Source organism: Pseudomonas sp. USHLN015 (assembly GCF_037153275.1).
In the GTDB taxonomy this organism is placed as follows: Bacteria; Pseudomonadota; Gammaproteobacteria; order Pseudomonadales; family Pseudomonadaceae; genus Metapseudomonas; species Metapseudomonas tohonis.
Genome location: NZ_JBBCKP010000006.1, coordinates 70,634 through 92,934, shown reverse-complemented (window position 1 = coordinate 92,934; position 22,301 = coordinate 70,634). Strand labels below are relative to the sequence as shown.

The window sequence follows — 22,301 nt, the reverse complement described above, 5'->3', positions numbered from 1 at the left end:
GGGCTTTTTGTTCTCTATAATGTCGACCAGTTCGCAACGGCGATCTTCATTCCAATCTTCATCCGGTAGTCCGTCACGTGAAAATCCGAACCTCGCTTTTCAAGGCCCTGTTCCTCTGCACCAGCCTGGCGCTGGCCAGCCCCGCCAACGCCCAGAACCCCTCGCCCCTGCGCGACCCGGCGCAGCTGCAACTCGCTTCCGGCAGCGCCATGCTGCTGGACCTGAAGACCAACAAGGTCATCTATTCCAACAACCCCGACCTGGTGGTGCCCATCGCCTCGGTCACCAAGCTGATGACCGCCCTGGTGGTGCTCGATGCCAAGCAGTCGATGAGCGAAGTCATCGACGTGGACATCAGCCAGACCAGGGAAATGAAGGGCGTGTACTCGCGCGTGCGCCTGGGTAGCCAGGCCACCCGCCACGACATGCTGCTGATGACGCTGATGTCCTCCGAGAACCGCGCCGCCGCTACCCTGGCCCACCACTACCCGGGCGGCTATGGCGCCTTCATCGCCGCGATGAACGCCAAGGCCCGCGCCCTGGGCATGAAGCACACCCGCTACGTGGAGCCCACCGGCCTGTCGCTGAACAACGTCTCCACCGCCCGCGACCTGGTGCAACTGCTGGTCGAGAGCCGCAAGTACCCGCTGCTCAGCGAGCTCAGCACCACCAAGGAAAAGACCATCACCTTCGTCAAGCCGCGCTACAGCCTGGGCTTCAGCAATACCAACCACCTGACCCGCAAGGCCGACTGGAACATCGAGCTGACCAAGACCGGCTTCACCGACGAGGCCGGCCATTGCCTGGTGATGCGCACCCGCATGGGCAACCAGCAGGTGGCCATGGTGCTGCTCGACGCCTTCGGCAAGTACACCCACTTCGCCGATGCCACGCGCATGCGCCGCTGGGTGGAAACCGGCAAGAGCGGCCCCATCCCCGTCGCGGCCAAGGCCTACCGCCAGCAGAAGGACAGCGCGCGCAAGCAGCAGATGGTCGCCACGCCGAACTGATCCGGCGCGTCGTCTTCCATTGGGCTTGGGCAACCACGTCCTTAGGGCGTGGTCATGAGTCATCGGCTCTGTCTCTGAAGGACGAACTCGTGCCGTAAGGTGTGCCGTGCGCACCGCCGCTCGGTGCCTCCGGTGAAGCCTAGGTGCGCGCAGCACACCCTACGTGTGGAGTGAGCAGCGGCTGCATGCTCCGAGGTCTGGCTGTGCTTCCCGTGGAGCCAAAAGTAGATCCACGTTCTACGAACGCGGATTTCTGCGCCTATTGATCCTGGCCTGTGCAGCCCGGCACCTCACCCCAACAACACCGGCAACAGCACCGCGGTCGCCACGCCCGCCAGGCTCATGGCGAGGGCCGCGAAGGCGCCCGTCTCGCTGCTTTCCTGCAGCGCCTGGGCGGTGCCCACGGCGTGGGCGCTGAGGCCGAGGGCGAGACCGCGCGCGGCGGGGTGGGTGACCCGCGCCAGGCGCAACAGGGCCGGGCCCAGGGCCGCGCCGAGCACGCCGGTGATCATCACGAAGACGGCTGTGAGGGAGGCGCTGCCGCCCAGTTGCTCGGCCACCAGGATGGCGATGGGCGAGGTCACCGACTTCGGCGCCAGGGTCATCAGCATCGCGTGGCCGGCGCCGAGCAGGTGGGCCAGCAGCAGGGTCAGCGCCAGCGTCACCGTGCCGCCCACGGCCAGCGCGATGAGCACCGGCCAGAACAGCTGGCGGATGCGCGGCAGGTTCAGGTACAGCGGCACCGCCAGGGCGACGGTCGCCGGGCCCAGCAGCAGCCAGAGCATGCTCGAGGCGCTGCGGTAGGTGGCGTAGTCGATGCCGCAGGCGAGCAGGGCGGCGACCACCAGCAGGGTCGCCACCAGCACCGGCTGTGCCAGTACCGAGCGGGTCTTCTCGAACAGCAGCAGCGCCAGCTGGTAGGCGCCCAGGGTCAGGGCGAGGTGGAACAGCGGGTGGTCGCTGACGCCGGGCAGCAGCGCGGCGCTCATGACGGGTGACCCTCGCGGCTGCGGCGGACCAACGCCTGCATCAGCCAGCCGGTCAGCGGGATGCCCACCAGCAGGGAGCCCACCAACGCGGCGGCGATGGCCCGGAAGTCCCGGCCGATGGTCTCGACGTGCAGCATGATCCCCACCGCCGGCGGCACCAGCAGCAACGGCAAGTACTTGAGCAGATGGCCGCTGGCATCCCCCAGTGCCGCCGGCACTTCGCCACGGATCACCAGGAACACCAGCAACAGGAGCAGGCCGAGCACCGGCCCCGGCAACAGCGGGAAGAGGAAGTGATTGAGGGCCGAGCCCAGGAGCAGGAACGAAAGCAGGTGGAACATCCCGCGCAGCATGGCGACGCCTTCCGAGTGACGAGTCGAGGGCTGGTCACTATGGGAGCGGCGCGACGCAGGAAACAGCGCCAGATACGGACCTGAAATACGGAGCAGGCGGCGCGTCAGGCCAGCCAGTCGTCCTCGCTGCCGGGCTCTTCCTCCGGCGCCAGTGCGCGGACGATGTACCAGCGCACGCCGAGATGGACGCCGATCGCGGCCATTACGACGAGCAGGATGTGCAGCGACTCCGGATCCATGAGTTCCCCGGGGCAGTGAGGCGAGCGCTCCACGCTAGCTGCCCGGATGGGCTTTGAACAGGTGCAGTCGAGGGTGTTTTCCAGCGTGCCAGCCGTAGCCTTTGGCTATAACGGCTCGGAATAGTTGCTTCGGGCATTTCTATTTTCGGGTAATGGCCACTGAGGGGTAGCATCCGCTCACTCCAATGCGAACAGGTGCCCCGGACCCGCGCCGGCACCTGTGGCAACCGATAAGAACAAGCAGTCAAGGAATCGCCATGTCCAGCAGCGCCCCCCTAACCCGCGATGATTTCGTGCGCCTCGACAACGAGGACGGAATGAGTGAATTCCGCGCCCGTTTCGACCTCCCGCCCAATGAGATCTACCTCGACGGCAACTCCCTGGGCGCGATGCCGGCCCATGTGCCGGCGCGCATCGACCGGGTGATGCGCGAGGAATGGGCCCATGGCCTGATCCGCTCCTGGAACGACGCCGACTGGTACCCGGCCCCGCAGCGCACCGGCGGCAAGATCGCCCGGCTGATCGGTGCCCAGGCCCATGAGGTGATAGTGGCCGACTCCACCTCCATCAACCTGTTCAAGGTGCTGGTCGCCGCCACCCGCATGCAGCCCTCGCGCAAGGTGATCCTGGCCGAGCGCGGCAACTTCCCCACCGACGTCTACATCGCCGATGGCGTGGCCGAGCTGACCGGCTGCGAGCTCCGCTGCGTCGAGCCGGACGCGGTGCTCGACGCCCTCGACGAGAGCGTGGCGATCCTGTCCCTGACCCACGTGAACTTCAAATCCGGCCGCCGCTACGACATGGCCGCCATCACCGCCCGCGCCCATGAAGTCGGCGCCCTGGTGGTGTGGGACCTGTGCCACTCGGCCGGCGCCATGCCCATCGAGCTGAACGGCGCCAACGCCGACTTCGCCGTGGGCTGCGGCTACAAGTACCTCAATGGCGGCCCCGGTGCGCCGGCCTTCGTGTTCGTTGCCGAGCGCCACATCGCCCAGGTGCGCCAGCCGCTGACCGGCTGGCACGGCCACGCCAAACCCTTCGACTTCAGCCACGACTACGCGCCCCACGCCACCATCGACCGCATGCTGGTGGGCACCGCCCCGCAGCTCGGCGTGCTGGCCCTGGAGGCGGCGCTGGAGGTGTTCGAAGACGTCGACATGCAGGCCCTGCGCACCAAGAGCGTGGCCCTGTGCGACCTGTTCATCCGGCTCTGCGACCAGGAGCTGCAAGGCCTGGGCATCGAACTGCGCACCCCGCGCGACGCCGAGCAGCGCGGCAGCCAGGTGTCCCTGGCCCACGCCGACGCCTACCCGGTGATGCAGGCGCTGATCGCCCGCGGCATCGTCGGCGACTTCCGCGCGCCGGACATCCTGCGCTTCGGCTTCACCCCCCTCTACACGCGTTACCAGGACGTCTGGGAATGCGTGGCGGCACTGCGTGAAATCCTCGAACGAAAAGAATGGGACCGCCCGGAGTTCCTGGCCCGTAAATCGGTGACCTGACTTCCCGCCAAACCCTGGAGCAAGAATGCGATGACAAAAACAACAAGCTCATTCGAACAATTGGTAGACCGGGAAAAAGGCCTCAGGCAGAGCCTCACCAGCGGGCAGCTGTCGATGATCGCCATCGGTGGCGCCATTGGCACCGGCCTGTTCCTCGGCAGTGGTTTCGCCATCGGCTTCGCCGGGCCCAGCGTGCTGGTCAGCTATGGCATCGGCGCGCTGATCGCCCTGCTGCTGATGGGCTGCCTGGCGGAAATGACCGTGCGCCACCCCACTTCGGGCTCGTTCGGTTCCTTCGCCGAGTTCTACGTGTCACCCGGCTTCGGCTTCGCCATCCGCTACGCCTACTGGTCGTCCATCGTGTTTGCGGTGGGCACCGAGATCACCGCTGCGGCGATGTACATGAAGTACTGGTACCCCGAAGTGCCGGGCGGCTACTGGATGGTGGCCTTCTCGGTGGCGCTGATCCTGGCCAACGCCTTCAGCGTCAAGGTGTTCGGCGCCATCGAGTACGTGTTCTCGCTGCTCAAGCTGTGCGCCATCGTGGTCTTCATCCTGCTCGGCGCCTGGGTGGTCTACGGCGCGCCGGCGGATTCCGCCATCGGCTTCGCCAACTACAGCAACGACCGCGGCTTCTTCCCCAACGGCCTGTGGGGCACCTGGGTGGCGGTGATCGTGGCCTTCTTCAGCTACCTCAGCATCGAGATGATCGCTGTCGCCGCCGGTGAGGCGAAGGACCCGCAAAGCGCGGTGACCCGTGCCTTCCGCATCACCGTGGTACGCCTGGTGGTGTTCTACCTGCTGACCATCGCCCTGGTCCTGGCCATCGTGCCCTGGGGTCAGAACAACGGCGGCCAGAGCCCCTTCGTCACGGTGATGGAGGCCACCGGCGTGCCCTATGCGGGCGCGGTGTTCAACGCGGTGATCCTGATCGCGGCGCTGTCGGCGATGAACAGCCAGCTGTACATCACCACCCGCCTGATGTTCAGCCTGTCCCGGGCCGGCCAGGCACCCAAGGTGTTCGGCACCCTGAGCGGCAAGGGCGTACCGCTGCCGGCGCTGCTGCTGTCCTCGGTGGGCATCGCCCTGGCCACCCTGCTGTACCTGGCGTACCCGGAGAAGGCCTTCACCCTGATGATGTCGATCGCCATGTTCGGCGCGATGTTCACCTGGGCGGGCATCTTCCTCACCCACCTGTTCTTCCGTCGCCGCCAGGGCGGTCAGCCCCTGGCGTTCAAGCTCTGGGGCTACCCCTGGACCAGCCTCGCCGGCCTGCTGTTGATGCTGGCGCTGATGGTCACCACGCTGTTCACCGAGGCGTTCGCGCCCACCCTGCTGTGCGGCCTGCCGTTCCTCGCGGTGATCCTGCTGATCTACGCCCTGCGCTTCCGGCAACGGGCGCCGCTCGAAGGCGACGCGCCCAAGCCGCTGCCGATCCAGCGTTGATCCCCGGGCCAGGGACGGCCCGCACCCCCTGATGGCAACAGCGCCCACCCGCCGTGGGTCGGTGCCTGCGCGCGCCCCGGGATAGGGCGTGCCGCGAAGAACAACAAGAATTCACGAGGCTCGAACCATGTTGCGCAGAACCCTCCCGGCATTCCTGCTGGCCGCCTGTGCCTGCCCGCCCGCCCTTGCCGCGAGCGAGCCGGCGCCGGGCTTCGTCGCCGGCAGCCAGGCGACCCTGTTGCTGCGCAACTCCTACTTCAACCGCAGCAAGGAAGATGGCCGCCGCGACGCCCGCGACTGGACCCAGGGCTTCGTCGCCCAGTACGCCTCCGGCTTCACCGAAGGCACGGTCGGAGTCGGCCTCGACGGCTTCGCCTACCTCGGGCTGAAGCTCGATGCGCCGGCGGACAAGACCGGCACCGGCAACCTGCCGGTGCATGACGACGGCCAGCCCGCCGACGAATACGCCAAGGCCGGCGCCGCACTGAAGCTGCGCTACTCGCGCAGCGTGCTGAAGCTCGGCGAGCAGCGCCCCGACACCCCGGTGTTCGGCGTCAGCCACTTCCGCATCGTGCCGCAGACCGCCACCGGCATTTCCCTGGTCAGCCAGGAGATCGAGGGGCTCGACCTGCAGGCCGGGCACTTCACCTCGTCCACCAGCCCGGTGACCACCAATGGCGACGGCGACCTCTGGGCGGTGATGGCGGGCGTCACCACCCCCAGCGCCGACTACCTCGGCGGCCGCTACCAGGTGGGCCCGGGCCTGGGCGTCAGCCTCTATGGCGCGCGCTTCAAGGACATCTGGAACCAGTACTACGCCAACCTCGACGGCCGCCACGCATTGCCCGGCGACCGCGAATTGGGCCTGGCGCTGACCCTCTACCGCACCACCGACAGCGGCCAGGCACGGGCCGGCGAGATCGACAACACCACCCTGGGCGCCGCCGCCTGGCTGCACTGTGGCGCGCACCGCTGGCTGCTGGGGCTGCAACGGGTGGGCGGCGATACGCCGTTCGACTACCTGGGTGTTGGCGACAACGACCGCAATGGCCGCAACGGGCGTGACCAGGGGGCTTCGATCTACCTGCCCAACGCCGCCCAGTTCGCCGACTTCAACGGCCCCAATGAGCGCTCCTGGCAAGTGCGCTACGACCTGGCGCTGGAGCGCTACGGCGTGCCCGGCCTGTCGCTGATGGCCCGCCATGTGCGCGGCTGGGGCATCGATGGCAGCCACATTCCCGCCGGCAGCCCCTACGCCGGTCGCTACGGCGCCAACGGCGAGCACCGCGAAACCAACCTGGAGCTGCGCTACGTGGTCCAGGCCGGGCCGGCCAAGGGCCTGAGCCTGCGCGCGCGCCAGGCCTGGCACCGCGCCGACCGCGACCAGGGCTCGGGCGATCTCGATGACTTCCGCCTGATCACCGACTACCCCATCGACCTGTTCTGACCGGCCGCCCTACCTGGCCGGGCGCTTCACATACAGCGATTTCTGCAATGGCAAGCACTGCCCACCTGGGCACAACTGACGGAGTGAACAATGAAAACAAGGCTGCTCCCTACCAAGGCTCGCGTTCCATTCATCCAGACTGGCGTGGCGGCGTCCGTGATCGTCGGCATATTGCTGGGCGGCTATGCCCGTGCCGAGGAACACGGCCCGATCAACATCGTCGACCCCTATGTGAAGCGGCAGACCGAGCTCTCGCCGGACAGGACCCCGCCGGAACCGGCGCCGGGCAGCTACGGCCTGGACAAGAAGACGGGCGTCTTCACCCACCCGGCGGCCACGCCCTTCTCCCACGGCGGCCAGCCCTTCGCCGGCCAGCTCGACTACTGGGACAGCAAGTCCTACATCAAGAACATGAAGGTGGAGGCCTATTACCCCATCGTGGTCGAGCCCTTCCACACCTGGCAGAACATCGTCGACTTCGACGGCAAGCGTTACCTGTACCAGTACGTGCGCCGCAGCCTGAAGATCTTCGACATCACCCATCCCAAGGACGTGAAGCTGCTGCTCACCCGGGGCGAGACCTGGGGCCCGAACGGCCCGGGCGAGGAGCAGAACCCCTACCCGGCGGACGACATGTTCGGCGCGGCCTCCATCCAGTGGAACAAGAAGCTGGGCAAGAACATCATGGTGCAGTCCTTCGAGGTGCGTCGCTTCGGCGTGCTGGAAGACAAGTACCGCGAGCCGGACAAGGTCGAGGCCATCCGCAAGTCCAAGCACCTCAAGGGCTTCAAGGTCTACGAGATGAACGGCCCGCTGCCGGCGGACTGGAAGCTGATCGCCACCCGCACCACCGACATCGAGCACCCCAACGCGCCCATCGGCGAGCAGGAAGGCTCCGGCGTGCGTGACATCCCGGCCTACTTCGGCGGCGACGTGATGTACGTGGCGGCCGCGCCCAGCGACAAGTACGCCCTCACCGAATACCCCAACGACCTGTACAACGCCGGCTACCAGTCCTGGGACATGTCCAACCCCGCCGATCCCAAGCTGCTGGACGTGCTCACCGTGCCCGGCCAGATCGTCGGCGACCCCGAGCACGAAGCCGTGTTCAAGGCCAACCCGCGCGCCGGCAACCGCGCCTCCTGGATGGGCGCGCGCATGTCGCTGTTCATTCCCAGGCCGGTGGAGCAGGGCGGCAAGTACGGCTACGCGGCCATGGGCGGCATGGGCCTCTACGTCGTCGACATCACCGACTCGAAGGCGATGAAGGTGGTCGGGCACGTGGACTTCCCGGTCAGCGTGGCCGGCACCGAGGGCGACAACATCGACGTCTCCCAGGTGGAGAAGACCGGGCTCGTGTACTTCAGCGGCTACCCGCTGTCCGAGGACTGCTACGAGGCCTACAAGGACATCTACGCGGTGGACGTGAGCAACCCGGCCAAGCCCGCCATCAAGCACGTGCTGCCACGCCCGACGCCGCCGGCCGATGCCGCCTTCACCGACTTCTGCCAGCGCAAGGGCAGCTTCGGGCCCAAGCGCACCGGCTACTACACCCAGCCCGGCGTCTCCCGCGAGGGCATCCTGCCGTACGCGTTCTACAACGCCGGCGTGCAGGTGTTCGACGTGCGTGACCCGGCCAAGCCCACCATCGGCGCCTACTTCGTGCCGCCCTTCGACACCAGGAACGTGGCCAGCTACGCCGTCGGCAACCTGACCCACAGCGCCTACACCGAGTACGACCGCAACCTGATCTGGGTCTTCACCAACCACGGCTTCTACGCATTGTCGACGCCGCTGCTGGGCACGCCGAGCTTCGATGCACCGAAGAAACCCTGGCCGTCCAGGGACTGAACCTGCGGCTCCATAACAACAAAACCCAATAAGAAAAATGGAGCGCGCGGCGGCGGGGAGATGGCCGCCGCGTGCTCACCCTGTTCGATCGGAGCAACCCATGCGCAAACTTCTACTCGCACTTCCGCTTGTGAGCGGGCACGCCTTCGCGGGAATCGAGATATCCGGGATCATCGACGTCACCTACGAGGTGGCCACCTCAGGGGGGGATACCGTGGAGCGGGTCACCGGTGCCGGTCTCAGCGCCAACCGCATCCAGTTCAAGGCGGACCAGGCACTCACCGACGACCTCTCGGTGAAGGGCGTCTACGAGGCGATGTACAACCCCCATTCCGATGACGACATGGGCAAGCGCGAAGCCTACGCCCAGATCATCTCCAAGCGCTGGGGCACCCTCAGCGCCGGGCGGCAGGACACGCCCTCGGCCAACGCCTACGGCTACGCCGACCCGCTGTTCGGCAACGAATACAGCCTGATCAACAACGTCAGCGTGTTCTATGCGCCCTGGCGTGAAGACCGCTCGCTGATGTACATCAGCCCGCGCATCGAGGGCTTCGAGTTCCGCGGCATGGCCACCCAGGGCGAGAAGGACGGCAGCCGCGACGGCCGCGTCTACAGCGTGGCGCTGGACTACTGGGCCGACAGCCCCTGGTACTTCTCCGGCGCCCTGGACCGCAAGTACCAGCGCAACCTCTGGGACAAGGACAGCATGGAGTACGCCACCGACCTCTACCTGACGGCGGTGTACAGCATGGGCAAGACCGACCTCACCGCCGTCTACCACCGCTACACCGGCTACTACGCCTATGCGCCCTGGGTGGATTTCGAATCCAACGGCAGCGACCTGCAGCTCGGCCTGCGGCACAACTTCGGCAACAAGCACAACGTCGCCGTCAGCCTGATCTACAAGGACGACCGCAAGGACGAAGCCCTCAGCGACGCCGCCGGCGTCAACCTCGGCTACATCTACAACTACGACGAGAACATCGACCTCTACGGCGTCTACGCCTACATCCACCACAAGCGCGACTCGGATGTGCGTTACCCCATCAGCTGGAACCTGGAAAGCCCGCTCGCCGACGAAAACCCCGAAGGCATGCAACTCGGCGTGCGCTTCAAGTTCTAGCCCCGGCTCGATACACCCCCACCCGCGACAGGACGCTGTCGCGGGTTTTTTATTGCCCGGGCGTCGGGCCCGCCGAATGGAACCCCGCGTTCGCGGGAATGACGGTGATGCTGGGCGGTTTTCGTAGGGGCGACTTCAGTCGCCAAGCGACGCGCAGCGCCGCCGCTCCTGTGGGAGCGAATTCATTCGCGATCGGACCTCACCTGTTTGCAGGATGGGCCGGATGGTGTTCCGCGAGCGGAGCGAAACCATGCGATGCCTGTGGACGCACGATGCCCGCCGGCAAGGCCGATTGGTGGTACGCGGGGCCGAGCCGAGGGGCCGTGGTTGGGGCTTGGTGGTGATGGGTTTCGCTGCGCTCTACGCCATCCTACGGTTCGAGTTCGCGTCCGGTTCAACCCCGGGGCTGATCGGGATGCAGTTCGTAGGATGGGTAGAGCGAAGCGAAACCCATGCTGCACAGGCGGTGCGGGGTGTCGCGGGTTTCACCCGCCCTACGGAAACCACGCTCACAAAAAAGCCCCGGTCCGACTATGCGGACCAGGGCCTGAGAAGGAGGCGTGATGAGGTGTTGCGGTCAGATGCCGAAGAACTCCCGGGCGTTGCCGGCGCAGATGCGTGCCTTGTCGCTGGCGTCGAGGCCGGGGTGTTCGAGCACACCGGAGCCGATGCGCTGTTCGCCCAGGGGGAAGGGCGAGTCGGAGCCGAGCATCACCCGGTCCGGGCCCATCACGTCCACCAGCAGTTGCAGGGCGCGCGGGTCGAACACGGCGGAGTCGACGAAGAAGCGCTTCACGTAGCTCGAGGGCAGTTGCGGGCAGTCCTCGCGGACGATGTCGCGGTGGCGCCAGGCGTTGTCGACGCGGCCGAGGAGGAAGGCGAAACCGCCGCCGCCATGGGCGAAGCAGATGCGCAGCGACTCGGGGATGCGCTCGAAGGCGCCGGAGAGGATCAGCGAGAGGATGCCCAGCTGGGTTTCCGCCGGCATCGCCACCAGCCAGGGCAGCATCCATTTGCGCATGCGCTCGCCGCCCATCATGTCCCAGGGGTGCACCAGCACCGGGATGTTGTCGTGGGCGCAATGGCTGAGGAAGGTCACCAGGTTGTCGTGGTCCAGGTCGTGGTTGCCCACGTGGTTGCCGATCTGCACGCCCACGTGGCCGGCGGCCTTGGCGCGGCTGGCCTCGCGGCAGGCGGCGTCGATGTCCTGCAGCGGCACCTGGGCCAGCACCTTGAGGCGGTCCGGCGCGCGGGCGGTCATTTCCAGCGCGCGGTCGTTCATCAACTGGGCCCAGGGCAGGGCGCGTTCGATGGGCGCGTCGTAGGCGAACATCACCGGGGTGGCGCACATGACCTGGATGTCCAGGCCCTGCTCGTCGAGGTGCTCGATGCGCCGGGCCGGGTCCCAGAGCACGTCGTGCACCGGGCGGAAGGGCTTGTCGCCGACCATGATCTGGCCGCTGCGGCCTTCGCTGTGCAGCCAGGGCGCACGCTCGGGGTTGAGGCGCGCGGCTTCCTCGCGGGTGATGGCGGGGAAGAAGTGCGAGTGGATATCGATTTTCATGCTCGGGCTGCCGCCTCCAGGGTCCGGTGCCAGGTCTGCCAGTCACGGCCGGGGTGGATCTCGCCGCATTCGCCGCAGCGGCGCTCGGCGTCGCTGGTGGCGTAGAACTGCTCGTACACCGGGGGCAGGTCGTTGACGATGCTTTGCAACTGCATCTCGTAGCGTTTGATCAGCGTGCCGCAGTGGGCGCAGGACCATTGCAGTGCGTCGTGCAGGCCGGCGGGGCGCTGGCGCTCGATCACCAGGCACAGGCTGCCGGGCTCGGGGCGCTGCGGGGAATGGATGACGTGGGGCGCCATCAGGTAGATGTCGCCCTCGCGCAGGTCGATGCGCTCGTAGCGGCCACGGTCCCAGATGTTCAGGTAGGCGTTGCCCTTGAACTGGTAGAAGAACTCTTCCACCGGGTCGTCGTGGAAGTCGGTGCGCTGGTTCGGGCCACCGACCACCGTGATCATGAAGTCGGCGTCCTGCCACACCTGCTGGTTGCCCACGGGCGGTTTGAGCAGGTGCGCGTGCTCGTCGATCCAGCGGTTGAAGTTGAGCGGCGGGCTGAAGTGGTGTTTGTCCATCTTGTTGTTCTCAGCGATTGAGCGGGGCGTAGGCCACGGCCTTGATTTCGATGCGCAGGTGCGGGTGCGGCAACTGGTGCACGGCAACGGTGGTGCGGGTCGGGCCGCTCTCGTCGAAGTACTCGGCGTAGACCTGGTTGTATGGGCCGAAGTCGTTCATGTCGACCAGGAAGGTGCTGATCTCCACCAGGTTCTGCAAGGTCGCATTTTCGCTGGCGAGGATGTCGCGGATGTTCTCGATCACCGCGCGCGTCTGGGCGCGGATATCCAGGTTGGTGGTGCCCATGGCGTCCACCTCCACGCCCTCGAAGCTGTTGTCCGGGCGCCGCGAGCTGGTGCCGGATACGTAGAGGAAGTCGCCGGCGCGCTTGATGTGCGGGAAGCGCCCGCGCGGGGTGGCCTTGCCGGCCACGACTGTGGATCGGTTGTCGCTCATGCTCGGGTTCCTTGTTGCGAGTCGCGGGCGGTGCCGCAGGTGAAGCCGCATTCGCCGTAGCCGGCGATTTCCACGCTGATGTGGGCGCCGGGGGCCAGGGCCTCGGCGGCAGTGGCGGCGCCGGCCATGATCAGGCTGCCGGCGGGCAGGACGATCTCGGCGCGGGCCAGCAGTTGCGAGGCCTGCACCAGGCTGCGCAGCGGGTGGCCGAGGATCGAGGCGGTGGAGCCGGCCTGCACCAAGCGGCCGTCGATGCGCATCAGCACGCCGGCGTTGGCAAGCCCGGCGAAGTCTCGCGACCAGGCGCCGACCACCAGGCCGGACGAGGAGCAGTTGTCGGCCACCACGTCCTCCAGGCTGAACTTGAAGGCCTGGTAGCGCGAATCGATGATCTCGATGGCCGGGGCCACGGCCTCCAGGTAGTCGGCCGCCTCCAGCTGGGTCAGCGGGCGCTCGATCGCGCGGCGGGTGACGAAGCACACCTCCGGCTCGGCGCGCGGATGGATGAAGCGGGCCAGGTCCACCACGCCGCCGTCCTCTTCCAGCATGGCGTCGGTGAGCCAACCCCAGATCAGGCTGTCGACGCCCATCTGGATCATCTTGGCGCGGCTGGTGAAGCCCAGCTTCACCCCGACCATGCGTTCGCCATCGGCGTAGCGGCGGGCCATGGAGGCGCGCTGGATCAGGTAGGCCTCGTCGAGGCTGAACGGGCTGCTGGTGCTGAACTGCGCAAGCGGCTCGGCCTGGCGGGCGGCGCGGTCGAGGGCGGTGGCGATGCGGGCGATATCGGTGCTCATGGGCGCGGCTCCTGGCGGCGGGCGAGAAGGTCGAGGGCGACGTCGACGATCATGTCTTCCTGGCCGCCGACCATGCGGCGCTGGCCCAGCTCGACGAGGATGTCCACTGTCTTCAGCCCGTAGCGGGCGGCGGCCACCTCGGCGTGGCGCAGGAAGCTGGAGTACACGCCGGCATAGCCCAGGGCGAGGGTTTCGCGGTCCACGCGCACGGGGCGGTCCTGCAGCGGGCGGACGATGTCGTCGGCGGCGTCCATCAGCGCCAGCAGGTCGGTGCCGTGGTTCCAGCCCAGGCGCTCGGCGGCGGCGATGAACACCTCCAGCGGCGCGTTGCCGGCGCCGGCGCCCATGCCGGCCAGGCTGGCGTCGATGCGGTTGCAGCCCTCCTCGACGGCGGCGATGGAGTTGGCCACGCCGAGGGAGAGGTTGTGGTGGGCGTGGATGCCGGTGGCGGTGGCCGGGTCGAGCACGGCCTTCAGTGCGCGGAAGCGCTCGCGGATGTCCTGCATGCCCATGGCGCCGCCGGAGTCGACCACGTAGATGCAGGTGGCGCCGTAGCTTTCCATGAGCTTGGCCTGGCGGGCGAGGCCGTCGGGCGTCTGCATGTGGCTCATCATCAGGAAGCCGACGGTGTCCATGCCCAGCTGGCGGGCGTATTCGATGTGCTGGCGCGAGACATCCGCCTCGGTGCAGTGGGTGGCCACGCGGACGACCCGGGCGCCGGCGGCGTGGGCGGCCTTGAGGTCATGAACCGTGCCGATGCCGGGCAGCAGCAGGGTGGCGATGCGCGCGTGCTGCAACACGTCGGCGGCGGCTTCGATCCACTCCAGGTCGGTGTGGGCGCCGAAGCCGTAGTTGAAGGACGAGCCCTGCAGGCCGTCGCCGTGGGCGATCTCGATGGAGTCGACGCGGGCCTGGTCCAGGGCGCGGGCGATGGTCTGCACCTGCTCCAGCGAGTACTGGTGGCGGATGGCGTGCATGCCGTCGCGCAGGGTCACGTCGGAGATGTACAGCTTGTTGCCGGAGGTGGCGGTCATGGCGGGCTCCTCAGCGGTTCAGCAGCGACTGCGCCATGCGTTCGGCGGTGGCCAGCGCGGCGGAGGTCATGATGTCGAGGTTGCCGGCGTAGCTCGGCAGGTAATGGGCGGCGCCCTCCACTTCGAGGAACACCGAGGTCTTCAACCCGCTGAAGCGGCCGTGGCCGGGGATGGTCAGCGGTGCCGACTCGGGGATCACCTCGAACTGCACCCGCTGCTTGAGGCGGTAGCCCGGCACATAGGCCTGCACGGCGGCGACCATTTCTTCGATTGAGGCGGCGACGTGCTCCGGGTCCACGGCTTCGCTGAGCACGTAGACGGTGTCGCGCATGATCAGCGGCGGCTCGGCCGGGTTCATGATGATGATCGCCTTGCCCTTGGCCGCGCCGCCTATCACTTCGATGGCCTTGGAGGTGGTCTCGGTGAACTCGTCGATGTTGGCGCGGGTGCCGGGGCCGGCAGATTTGCTGGCGATGGAGGCGATGATCTCGGCGTAGTGCACGCGGGCCACGCGGGACACCGCGGCGACCATCGGGATGGTGGCCTGGCCACCGCAGGTGACCATGTTGACGTTGGCTTGCTGGAGGTTCTGCTCCAGGTTGACCACCGGCACGCAGTAGGGGCCGATGGCCGCCGGGGTCAGGTCGATCAGGCGGATGCCGGGCTTCACGTGGCGCAGGTAGGCGTCGTTCTGCACATGGGCGGTGGCGCTGGTGGCGTCGAAGACGAAGTCGATCTCGGCGAATTGCGGCAGGCGGGTCAGGCCCTCGACGCCCTCGTGGGTGGTGGCGACGCCCAGTCGGGCGGCACGGGCCAGGCCGTCGGAGGCCGGATCGATGCCGACCATGGCGGCGATTTCCAGGTGCTGGGCGTTGCGCAGGATCTTGATCATCAGGTCGGTGCCGATGTTGCCCGAGCCGATGATCGCGGCCTTGAGTTTCTGTCTGTTCATGGGGGCTCCGGTCAGTGCGCGGCAGCGAAGGCGGCGGTGACGCTGCCCAGGCCCTGGATGTGCGCGGTGAAGCTGTCGCCCGGCTGCACGGCGACCATCGGCCCCAGCGCACCGGTGAGGAGGATGTCGCCGGCACGCAGCGGTGCACCGTGGCGGACCATGGTGTCGGCCAGCCATAGCGCGGCGTTCAGCGGGTTGTCCATGCACGCCGCACCGGCGCCCACCGACACCGGTTCGCCGCGCAGGGTCATGCTCATGCCGCAGCGCACCAGGTCCAGCTTGTCCAGGGTCACCGGGCGGCTGCCGAGCACGAACAGGCCGGAGGAGGCGTTGTCGGCGATGGTGTCCACCAGGCGGATGTCCCAGTTTGCGATGCGGCTGCCGACCACTTCGATGGCCGGCAAGGCGAAGGCGGTGGCGCGGATCAGGTCGGCCACGGTGTGGCGCTCGAAGCACAGGTCGTGTTCCAGCACCAGGGCGATCTCCGCTTCAACCTTGGGTTGCAGGGTATCGTCCCAGGCGATGGGCTGGCCGTCGCCACGGGCCCGCTCGGCGAACAGCAGGCCGAAGTCCGGCTGGTCGACACCCAGCTGCTTCTGCACGGCGTGGGAGGTCAGGCCGATCTTGTGGCCCACCGGGCGCAGGCCGGCGTCGATGGCGGCCAGGGTGTTGTAGCGCTGGACGGCGTAGGCGAGGGCGACCGGGTCCTGGGTCGGGTCGTCGGCCAGGGTGCTGGCGATCAGGTCGCGCACCGGGGCGCAGGGCTTACCGCTGCGTTCCGCCTGGCGCAGGCGGCTGGCTGCTTCGATGAGTGCTGCATGCATGGTGGGGCTCCCGCTCAGGCGTTGACGCAGATGGTGGTGATCTCGGAGTAGAAATCCAGGGAGTGGCGGCCGCCCTCGCGGCCTAGGCCGGACAGCCGCGCGCCGCCGAAGGGCGTGCGCAGGTCGCGGAGAAACCAGGTGTTGACCCACACCATGCCCACGCGGAAGCGCCGCGACACCTTGTGCGCGCGCTTCAGGTCACGGGTCCACAGCGCGGTGGCCAGGCCGTAGGCGGAGTCGTTGACGCGGCGCACCACCTCGTCCTCGCTGTCGAAGGGGGCGATGTGGCAGACCGGGCCGAACACCTCTTCACGTACGCAGCGGGCGTCGTCGCCGAGGCCGGTCCAGATGGTCGGCTGCACGTAGGCGCCGTTGTCGCGCTCGTCGCCGAACACCGGCACGCCGCCACCGGTGACTTCGACGGCGCCTTCGCTGCGAGCCAGTTCGAAGTAGCCCAGCACCTTGTCGCGGTGCTTGTGGGAGATCAGCGAGCCCATGTTGACGCCGTCTTCGTCGGGGTAGCCGATCTTCAGCTTCTCGGCGCCGTCCTTCATGGCGGCGACGAAGCGCTCGTAGATCGGCCGCTCGACATAGACCCGCTCCGAGCACAGGCAGACCTGGCCGGAATTGGTGAAGCTGGAGCGCAGCACGCCGGCCACCGCCGCGTCGAAATCGCAGTCGGCGAAGACCACCGCGGCGTTCTTGCCGCCCAGCTCGAAGGACACGTCGCGCACGCCCTCGGCGGCGGCTTTCATGATGGTGGCGCCGGTGCGCGATTCACCGGTGAAGGTGATGGCGTCGACGTCCGGGTTGCGGGTGAGGAATTCCCCGGCGGAGTTCGGGCCGAAGCCGTGCACCAGGTTGAACACGCCGGCGGGCAGCCCGGCTTCCTGCATCACCTCGGCCAGCAGGCTGGCGCTGGAGGGCGAATCTTCCGACGGCTTGACCACCACCGAGTTGCCGCAGGCCAGGGCCGGGGCGACCTTCCAGGTGAGCAGCAGCATCGGCAGGTTCCACGGCGAGATGATCGCCACCACGCCGTGGGGCTTGCGCACGGTGTAGCTGAACACCTCGCTGCCGTCGGCGGCGCGCATCTCGAAGAACTCGCTGCCGGCCTGGCGCACCAGTTCGGCGAAGGTGCGGAAGTTGTGCACACCCCGGGCGATGTCCAGGGTGCGCGCCTGCTGCACCGGGCGCCCGGTGTCGGCCACTTCGGCGGCGACGAATTCCTCGAAGCGGCGTTCGATGCCATCGGCGATGCGCATCAGCATGTCGGCACGCTGGCTCGGGCTGAAGTCGGCCCAGGGCCCTTCCTGCGCGGCCTTGGCGGCAGCGACGGCGCGTTCCACCTGGCAGGCGTCGGCTTCGCAGACCTGGCTCAGGACGCGCCCGTCGATGGGCGAAACATTGGGGAAGGTCTTGTCACTGGCGACGAATTCGCCCGCGATGAAATGGCGCAGCAAGGGCAGGGGAGTGGACACGACAGCCTCCGATTCTTGGATTTCGGAGGAGTCTAGGGAAGGCGCCTATAAGGGAATAATGAAAGCCTTGAGGTTGACTATTCTGCTTTGGAATAGCTGGCCAGCCCCGATCACGGCACACCGGTGCGGCAGGACCGTAGGGGCGAATTCATTCGCCCAGCAGCCCGCAGGGCTGCCCTGGCTCGGTGCCATCGATGGAGTCCGGTGCACCCCATCCCATGGGTTTCGCTTCGCTCTACGCCATCCTACGAAAGCCGCCGCCACGATCAGGCCGGCGCACCCTGGTCATGCTCGCGGCTGGCCTGTTCCAGGCATTCGCGGAACAGGCGGGCAGCGGGGCCGAGGTCGCGGTTGGCGGCATGGAAGTAGCCGATGTCGCCGAATTGCAGCGGGGTGCCCAGGTCGAAGGCGCGCAGCATGCCGGCGTCGGCGAATTGGCGGGTGGCCTCGAAGGGCATCAGGGCGACGGTTTGCTGATCCTGCATGAGGCTGATGTTGGTGAGGATCGACAGGGATTCGACCACGTTGGCCGGGGTGTTCAGGTCCGCTTCGGCGAACAGTCGGTCAGCGGTGCGGCGCAGCAGCGAGTCGCGGGTCGGCAGCACCCAGGGGTAGTCGTGCAGGTCCGCCAGGCTCACCGGCGAGCGCCCCAGCAGCGGGTGCTGGGCGCCGGCGACCACGCACAGGGCTTCGCCGTAGAGCACTTCCACTTCCAGCATCGGCGACTCGTTGCGCCAGCCCCAGTCGTCCGGGACGCGGCCCACTACCAGGTCCACCTCGCCCACCGCCAGGGCCGGGAACAACTGGTCCATCTGCCCCACGCGCAGGGACACCAGCACGCTGGGGGCGCGTTGCTTGAGCAGTTGCATGGCGCGCGGCAGCAACGAGCTGGATGCGGAGATCAGGGTGCCGACCATGACATGCCCGGAGGTGCCCTCCTGGAAGGCGTTGACCTCGTCGGTCAGCGAGCGCAGTTCGGCCAGAAGCGATTTGGCTCGGCGCACCACCAGCTCGCCCAGTTCGGTGGCGGTGACCCCACGGTTTCCACGAATCAGCAGTGGCGCGTCGAAGTAGGACTCCAGCTCGTGGATGATCTTGGTCACCGCCGGCTGGGTCAGGTTCAGCGCCTGGGCCGCGCGCAGCAGCGAGCCGCTCTGCAGCACCTGGTCGAACACCACCAGTTGGTAGAACTTGAGCTTCCGCGCCACGGACATGGGGGTGAATTTCATGCGGTGCCTCGACGGGTCAAAGGGCGGTGGGATGCGCAAAGCACCGCATGGTAATCAAAAGCGGGGATGAGCGGGCGATGGGGATCGCGGGGTGAAACGCTGTTGCGTGACCCTCAGGACTGCATCTCGCGCAGCGCATCGCGGCTCAGGTCGAGCCATTCGCCGTGCAGGTTGCGGTAGTGCCTGGGGGAGCGGCGGGCGTAGTTCTGGATCTGTTCCAGCAGCTCGCGCGCTTCGCGCTGGCGGCCCAGCTGGCGCAGCATCAGGGCGTAGCGGTAGTTGGCCTCGGGGCCGGCGTAGTAGCTCGACAGCGCGCGGTATTCCTCTTCCGCCTTCATGGTGTCGCCCAGGGCTTCCAGGGCGCGGGCGTAGAGCAGGTGGCCGTCGGCGGAGCGGTAGTCGGGGTTGTGTTCGATCAACCGGTCGAGGGTGTCGCGGCAGGCCTGCGCGTCGCCCTCGGCGAACTGCGCCTGGGCGAGGCCGAGGAGGATGTCCGGCGCGTGCGCGTGGATGCCGCGCAGGGCGGCCTGGTAGTGGCTGGCGGCGTCTGCGGCCTGGCCCAGGCGCAGCAGTTCTTCGGCCAGTTGCACGCGGGTTTCGCGAGTGTCGCGCAGGTCCAGTTCGTCACGCAGGGTGCGCAGGTGGCGCTCGGGGTCGAGCTTGTCGTGCAGGCGGTTGACGGTGCGCCGCCCGGTGCGGCTGCCGAGCAGGTCGGGGAGCATGATGCCGAGGAAGTAGATCAGGCAGCCCAGGCCCGGCAGCGCGATGATCAGGTACAGCCAGTAGCGCTCCTGCCCGCTGCGGACGACATGAAGGCCGCAGGTGACCTGGCAGGCGATGACGAGCAGGGCGAGCAATGGCATGGCGGTTCCAGTCCCTTGGAGAGTCGATAGGCGCCGCCCGGGGAGGGCGGGCGCCTATGAAATCACGCCGCCGTGCGCTTGTCAGGTGGCCGGCTGTGGCGCCGGTCACGTTGTGTGCCGGGCGTTTACCAGTCGTAGCTGAGGCTGGAGACCACGGTACGGCCCTGGCCGTAGTAGCAGTCCCAGATGCTGCGGCAGCTGGCCACGTAGGTCTTGTCGGTGAGGTTCTCGACGTTCACCGCGAGCTTCACGCCCTTCAGGCGCAGCGCCGAGTGCTCGAAGTCATAGGTCACGGCCGCGTCGTAGACGGTGTAGGACGGGATCTGGAACGAGCCTTCGTAGTCGTCGCCATAGCTGCCGCGCACGTAGCGGGCCCCGAGTCCGGCGCCGAGGCCTGACAGCGGGCCGTCGCCTATGTAGCGGTAGTCGCTCCAGAGCGAGGCGGTCAGCGGCGGGTTGCTGGCCGGGTGGCGGCCTTTGCGGCCGTCGTTGTCCTTGGTGTACTCGATGTCGTTGCGCGAGACCGAGGCGATCAGGTTGAGGTTTTCGGTGAGCGCGGCCTTGCCTTCCAGCTCGATGCCCTGGGAACGGATGGCTCCGGTCTGGGCGTTGAAGCCGGGGTTGGCGAGGTCGGTGGTGAGGATGTTTTCCTGCTCCAGCTCGTAGACCGAGAGCTGGATGAAACTTTCCTGCCCGCTGGGCTGGTACTTCACGCCCGCTTCGTACTGCTTGCCGGTGGAGGGCTCGAAAGGCTTGCTGGTGGCGTCGGTGCCGGTCTGCGGGAGGAAGGATTCCGAGTAGCTGACATAGGGCGCCAGGCCATTGTCGAACAGGTAGGTGAGGCCGGCGCGACCGGTGAAGGCTTCGTCCTTGACGTTGCTGTGGGTGCCTCGCAGCGGTGCGCGGTTGTCGGTCTCGGCCCAGTCGTAGCGCCCGCCGAGTGTGAGGATCCACTGGTCCAGCTTGATCTGGTCCTGCATGTAGAGGCCGGTCTGGGTGATGGTGTTGTCCCAGGTGTAGCGGTTGCCGAACCTCAGCGGCTGGCCGTAGACCGGGTCGAACAGATCGATGATCGGCGGGTTGTAGTCGTACTGGCCGTCGAACTTCGAGTTGAAGTGGTAGTAGTCCAGGCCGATGAGCAGGGTGTGGCCGGCGGCGCCGGTGTCGAACTGTGCCTGGGCGATGTTATCCACGCCGAGGACCTTGTTCTTCTGCGCCCAGTCGACGCCGTAGCGAGTCTGGTAGCGCTTGTCGTTGGCGCCGGTGACCGGGTTGGCGACGAAGCGGTAGCCGTGCAGCGGCGCGGTGTAGTGGTCGTCGACGTAGGCGTAGCGGGTGTTCTGCCTGAGCGTCCAGACGTCGTCGAGGCGGTGGCTCAGCTCGTAGCCCAGGGCGTATTGCGTGCGGTGGTAGTCGTTGACGGCGGGCTCGCCGAGAAAACGGTCGCGGTCGATGCGCCCGTTGGGGTTGGCGAACACCGTGCCTTCGCTGGGCAGGCCCTGGGCCTCGGGCACGCCCTTGTCCTTCTGCAGTTGTGCGTAAAGCGTCAGGGTGGTGTCGTCGCTGGCCAGCCAGGTCAGGCTCGGGGCGATGAACAGGCGCTTCTGCTCGACGTAGTCGATCTCCGAGTTGGCGTGGTTGGCCAGGCCGGTGAGGCGATAGAGGAACCGGCCCTGTTCGTCCAGCGGGCCGCCCAGGTCGAAGGCCGCGCTCTTGCGGTCGTAGCTGCCGGTGCCGAGCTGGATCTGGTGCAACGGCGTGGCGGTGGGGCGCTTGCTGACCATGTTGATCATGCCACCGGGCTGGTTCTGGCCGTAGAGCACCGAGGAGGGGCCCTTCATCACTTCGATGCGTTCCAGCGAGTAGGGCTCGATCTGCAGGGCTCCGCCAGTGCTGCCGCCGCCGTAGGGCAGGTGCAGGCCGTCGAGGTAGAGCGGGGTCGGCAGGTAACCGCGCGAGGTGGGCTCGTCGAAGATCTTCACCCGGTCGGAGAAGCCGCCGCCGGTCATGCCGGCGGTATAGCGCAGGGCTTCGGTGACGCTCTGCGCACCGCGCGCCTTGATTTCGTCGGCGGTGATGACGTTGATGGTCTGGGGGATTTCCAGCAGCGGCGTGTCGGTCTTGGTGCCGGTGCCGCTACGGGTGGCGACGTAGCCCTGCACCGGTCCCCAGGCGTTTTCCTGGTAGCTGCTGCCCTGGATGCGCGTGGCGTCCAGTTGCAGGCCGCCGTCTTCGCTGCGCGGCTGCAACTGGTAGCGGCCGGCACCGGTGCGCAGGGCCTGCAGGTCGCTGTCGCGGAGGAGGATGCCCAGTGCCTGCTCCACGCTGTAGCGCCCTCGCAGTGCCGGGCTCTGCTTGCCCGCAGTGAGGGCGCCGTCGGCGGCCAGGTAGATGCCGGCCTGCACGGCGAAGTGGTTGAGCTGGTCGGCCAGGGGGCCGGCGGGAATGTCGAACTGCTGGTCCTGCACCTGCTCGGAGGCGATCACCGGCGTGGTGGGGAGGGCGGCGGCGAGGGCCAGCGCAGTGGCCAGCGAGAGGGGGCGCAGCGGGAAACGGGAGAGGCGCGGTGACATGTCTTTTCCTTGTCGT

20 protein-coding genes are annotated in these 22,301 nt (G+C 67.5%); 6 read left to right on the top strand and 14 right to left on the bottom strand.

Features of this window, described 5'->3' with window-relative positions:
- Positions 1-77: 77 nt before the first annotated feature.
- Positions 78-1,010, top strand: a complete 933-nt coding sequence (gene pbpG / locus WFQ67_RS13555; RefSeq protein WP_213626080.1) for a D-alanyl-D-alanine endopeptidase — start codon at positions 78-80, stop codon at positions 1,008-1,010.
- Positions 1,011-1,300: 290 nt separating this feature from the next.
- On the opposite strand, the gene WFQ67_RS13550 is transcribed toward pbpG, so the two are convergent.
- From WFQ67_RS13550 to WFQ67_RS13540, 3 genes are all read right to left on the bottom strand, one after another.
- Positions 1,301-1,999 carry an LrgB family protein gene (locus tag WFQ67_RS13550; RefSeq protein WP_213626079.1) on the bottom strand — a complete coding sequence of 233 codons (699 nt, stop codon included), beginning with the start codon at positions 1,997-1,999 and terminating at the stop codon, positions 1,301-1,303.
- Positions 1,996-2,352, bottom strand: a complete 357-nt coding sequence (locus WFQ67_RS13545; RefSeq protein WP_337057178.1) for a CidA/LrgA family protein — start codon at positions 2,350-2,352, stop codon at positions 1,996-1,998. Before WFQ67_RS13545 ends, WFQ67_RS13550 begins: the two co-directional genes overlap by 4 nt.
- Before the next feature lie 104 nt (positions 2,353-2,456).
- Positions 2,457-2,591: a hypothetical protein gene (locus tag WFQ67_RS13540; RefSeq protein WP_280527440.1), complete on the bottom strand. Its 135-nt coding sequence runs from the start codon at positions 2,589-2,591 to the stop codon at positions 2,457-2,459.
- Positions 2,592-2,848: 257 nt separating this feature from the next.
- Here WFQ67_RS13540 and kynU point away from each other — a divergent pair, with 257 nt between their 5' ends.
- From kynU to WFQ67_RS13515, 5 genes are all read left to right on the top strand, one after another.
- Positions 2,849-4,093, top strand: coding sequence for a kynureninase (gene kynU, locus WFQ67_RS13535; RefSeq protein ID WP_337057177.1), 1,245 nt, complete (start codon positions 2,849-2,851; stop codon positions 4,091-4,093).
- Positions 4,094-4,123: 30 nt separating this feature from the next.
- Complete coding sequence (locus WFQ67_RS13530; RefSeq protein ID WP_337057176.1) at positions 4,124-5,539, top strand: amino acid permease; 1,416 nt, start codon at positions 4,124-4,126, stop codon at positions 5,537-5,539.
- A 127-nt stretch (positions 5,540-5,666) separates the two neighbouring features.
- The gene (locus WFQ67_RS13525; RefSeq protein ID WP_337057175.1) at positions 5,667-6,986 is read left to right on the top strand and encodes an OprD family porin; all 1,320 of its coding nucleotides are present in this window, start codon (positions 5,667-5,669) and stop codon (positions 6,984-6,986) included.
- A gap of 90 nt (positions 6,987-7,076) precedes the next feature.
- A complete protein-coding gene (locus tag WFQ67_RS13520; RefSeq protein ID WP_213626074.1) occupies positions 7,077-8,837 on the top strand; it encodes a hypothetical protein in 1,761 nt (586 codons plus the stop codon).
- Between the two features lie 100 nt (positions 8,838-8,937).
- A complete protein-coding gene (locus WFQ67_RS13515) occupies positions 8,938-9,963 on the top strand; it encodes a porin (RefSeq protein WP_213626073.1) in 1,026 nt (341 codons plus the stop codon).
- A gap of 577 nt (positions 9,964-10,540) precedes the next feature.
- On the opposite strand, the gene WFQ67_RS13510 is transcribed toward WFQ67_RS13515, so the two are convergent.
- The 11 genes from WFQ67_RS13510 to WFQ67_RS13460 all read right to left on the bottom strand — a co-directional run bounded on the left by WFQ67_RS13510 (position 10,541) and on the right by WFQ67_RS13460 (position 22,285).
- Positions 10,541-11,527, bottom strand: a complete 987-nt coding sequence (locus tag WFQ67_RS13510) for an amidohydrolase family protein (protein ID WP_337057174.1) — start codon at positions 11,525-11,527, stop codon at positions 10,541-10,543.
- Positions 11,524-12,096: a 3-hydroxyanthranilate 3,4-dioxygenase gene (locus WFQ67_RS13505; RefSeq protein ID WP_337057173.1), complete on the bottom strand. Its 573-nt coding sequence runs from the start codon at positions 12,094-12,096 to the stop codon at positions 11,524-11,526. Before WFQ67_RS13505 ends, WFQ67_RS13510 begins: the two co-directional genes overlap by 4 nt.
- Before the next feature lie 10 nt (positions 12,097-12,106).
- The gene (locus WFQ67_RS13500; protein ID WP_021218023.1) at positions 12,107-12,532 is read right to left on the bottom strand and encodes a RidA family protein; all 426 of its coding nucleotides are present in this window, start codon (positions 12,530-12,532) and stop codon (positions 12,107-12,109) included.
- Positions 12,529-13,329 (bottom strand): 2-keto-4-pentenoate hydratase, encoded by an 801-nt coding sequence (locus WFQ67_RS13495; protein ID WP_337057171.1) that lies wholly within the window; start codon positions 13,327-13,329, stop codon positions 12,529-12,531. Before WFQ67_RS13495 ends, WFQ67_RS13500 begins: the two co-directional genes overlap by 4 nt.
- On the bottom strand, positions 13,326-14,363 hold the full coding sequence (dmpG, locus tag WFQ67_RS13490) for a 4-hydroxy-2-oxovalerate aldolase (RefSeq protein WP_337057170.1): 1,038 nt from the start codon (positions 14,361-14,363) through the stop codon (positions 13,326-13,328). The genes WFQ67_RS13495 and dmpG overlap by 4 nt, the downstream gene beginning before the upstream one ends.
- 10 nt (positions 14,364-14,373) lie before the next feature.
- Positions 14,374-15,315 carry an acetaldehyde dehydrogenase (acetylating) gene (locus WFQ67_RS13485; RefSeq protein ID WP_213626067.1) on the bottom strand — a complete coding sequence of 314 codons (942 nt, stop codon included), beginning with the start codon at positions 15,313-15,315 and terminating at the stop codon, positions 14,374-14,376.
- A gap of 11 nt (positions 15,316-15,326) precedes the next feature.
- On the bottom strand, positions 15,327-16,139 hold the full coding sequence (locus WFQ67_RS13480; RefSeq protein ID WP_213626066.1) for a fumarylacetoacetate hydrolase family protein: 813 nt from the start codon (positions 16,137-16,139) through the stop codon (positions 15,327-15,329).
- A gap of 14 nt (positions 16,140-16,153) precedes the next feature.
- Positions 16,154-17,620: a 2-hydroxymuconic semialdehyde dehydrogenase gene (locus tag WFQ67_RS13475; RefSeq protein WP_442969590.1), complete on the bottom strand. Its 1,467-nt coding sequence runs from the start codon at positions 17,618-17,620 to the stop codon at positions 16,154-16,156.
- A 266-nt stretch (positions 17,621-17,886) separates the two neighbouring features.
- A complete protein-coding gene (locus WFQ67_RS13470; protein ID WP_213626065.1) occupies positions 17,887-18,849 on the bottom strand; it encodes a LysR substrate-binding domain-containing protein in 963 nt (320 codons plus the stop codon).
- A gap of 113 nt (positions 18,850-18,962) precedes the next feature.
- Positions 18,963-19,712, bottom strand: a complete 750-nt coding sequence (locus WFQ67_RS13465) for a tetratricopeptide repeat protein (RefSeq protein ID WP_337057168.1) — start codon at positions 19,710-19,712, stop codon at positions 18,963-18,965.
- 125 nt (positions 19,713-19,837) lie between these two features.
- Complete coding sequence (locus WFQ67_RS13460) at positions 19,838-22,285, bottom strand: TonB-dependent siderophore receptor (RefSeq protein ID WP_337057167.1); 2,448 nt, start codon at positions 22,283-22,285, stop codon at positions 19,838-19,840.
- Positions 22,286-22,301: the final 16 nt, after the last annotated feature.

Bases quoted from the DNA above. Each gene is read 5' to 3' on its own strand.
- WFQ67_RS13480 (WP_213626066.1), bottom strand. From the start codon at position 16,139: ATGCATGCAGCACTCATCGAAGCAGCCAGCCGCCTGCGCCAGGCGGAA.
- WFQ67_RS13520 (WP_213626074.1), top strand. From the start codon at position 7,077: ATGAAAACAAGGCTGCTCCCTACCAAGGCTCGCGTTCCATTCATCCAG.
- WFQ67_RS13550 (WP_213626079.1), bottom strand. From the start codon at position 1,999: ATGAGCGCCGCGCTGCTGCCCGGCGTCAGCGACCACCCGCTGTTCCAC.
- WFQ67_RS13460 (WP_337057167.1), bottom strand. From the start codon at position 22,285: ATGTCACCGCGCCTCTCCCGTTTCCCGCTGCGCCCCCTCTCGCTGGCC.
- WFQ67_RS13495 (WP_337057171.1), bottom strand. From the start codon at position 13,329: ATGAGCACCGATATCGCCCGCATCGCCACCGCCCTCGACCGCGCCGCC.
- WFQ67_RS13510 (WP_337057174.1), bottom strand. From the start codon at position 11,527: ATGAAAATCGATATCCACTCGCACTTCTTCCCCGCCATCACCCGCGAG.
- WFQ67_RS13515 (WP_213626073.1), top strand. From the start codon at position 8,938: ATGCGCAAACTTCTACTCGCACTTCCGCTTGTGAGCGGGCACGCCTTC.
- WFQ67_RS13530 (WP_337057176.1), top strand. From the start codon at position 4,124: ATGACAAAAACAACAAGCTCATTCGAACAATTGGTAGACCGGGAAAAA.
- WFQ67_RS13540 (WP_280527440.1), bottom strand. From the start codon at position 2,591: ATGGATCCGGAGTCGCTGCACATCCTGCTCGTCGTAATGGCCGCGATC.
- WFQ67_RS13525 (WP_337057175.1), top strand. From the start codon at position 5,667: ATGTTGCGCAGAACCCTCCCGGCATTCCTGCTGGCCGCCTGTGCCTGC.
- WFQ67_RS13465 (WP_337057168.1), bottom strand. From the start codon at position 19,712: ATGCCATTGCTCGCCCTGCTCGTCATCGCCTGCCAGGTCACCTGCGGC.
- WFQ67_RS13485 (WP_213626067.1), bottom strand. From the start codon at position 15,315: ATGAACAGACAGAAACTCAAGGCCGCGATCATCGGCTCGGGCAACATC.
- dmpG (WP_337057170.1), bottom strand. From the start codon at position 14,363: ATGACCGCCACCTCCGGCAACAAGCTGTACATCTCCGACGTGACCCTG.
- WFQ67_RS13500 (WP_021218023.1), bottom strand. From the start codon at position 12,532: ATGAGCGACAACCGATCCACAGTCGTGGCCGGCAAGGCCACCCCGCGC.
- WFQ67_RS13505 (WP_337057173.1), bottom strand. From the start codon at position 12,096: ATGGACAAACACCACTTCAGCCCGCCGCTCAACTTCAACCGCTGGATC.
- kynU (WP_337057177.1), top strand. From the start codon at position 2,849: ATGTCCAGCAGCGCCCCCCTAACCCGCGATGATTTCGTGCGCCTCGAC.
- WFQ67_RS13545 (WP_337057178.1), bottom strand. From the start codon at position 2,352: ATGCTGCGCGGGATGTTCCACCTGCTTTCGTTCCTGCTCCTGGGCTCG.
- WFQ67_RS13470 (WP_213626065.1), bottom strand. From the start codon at position 18,849: ATGAAATTCACCCCCATGTCCGTGGCGCGGAAGCTCAAGTTCTACCAA.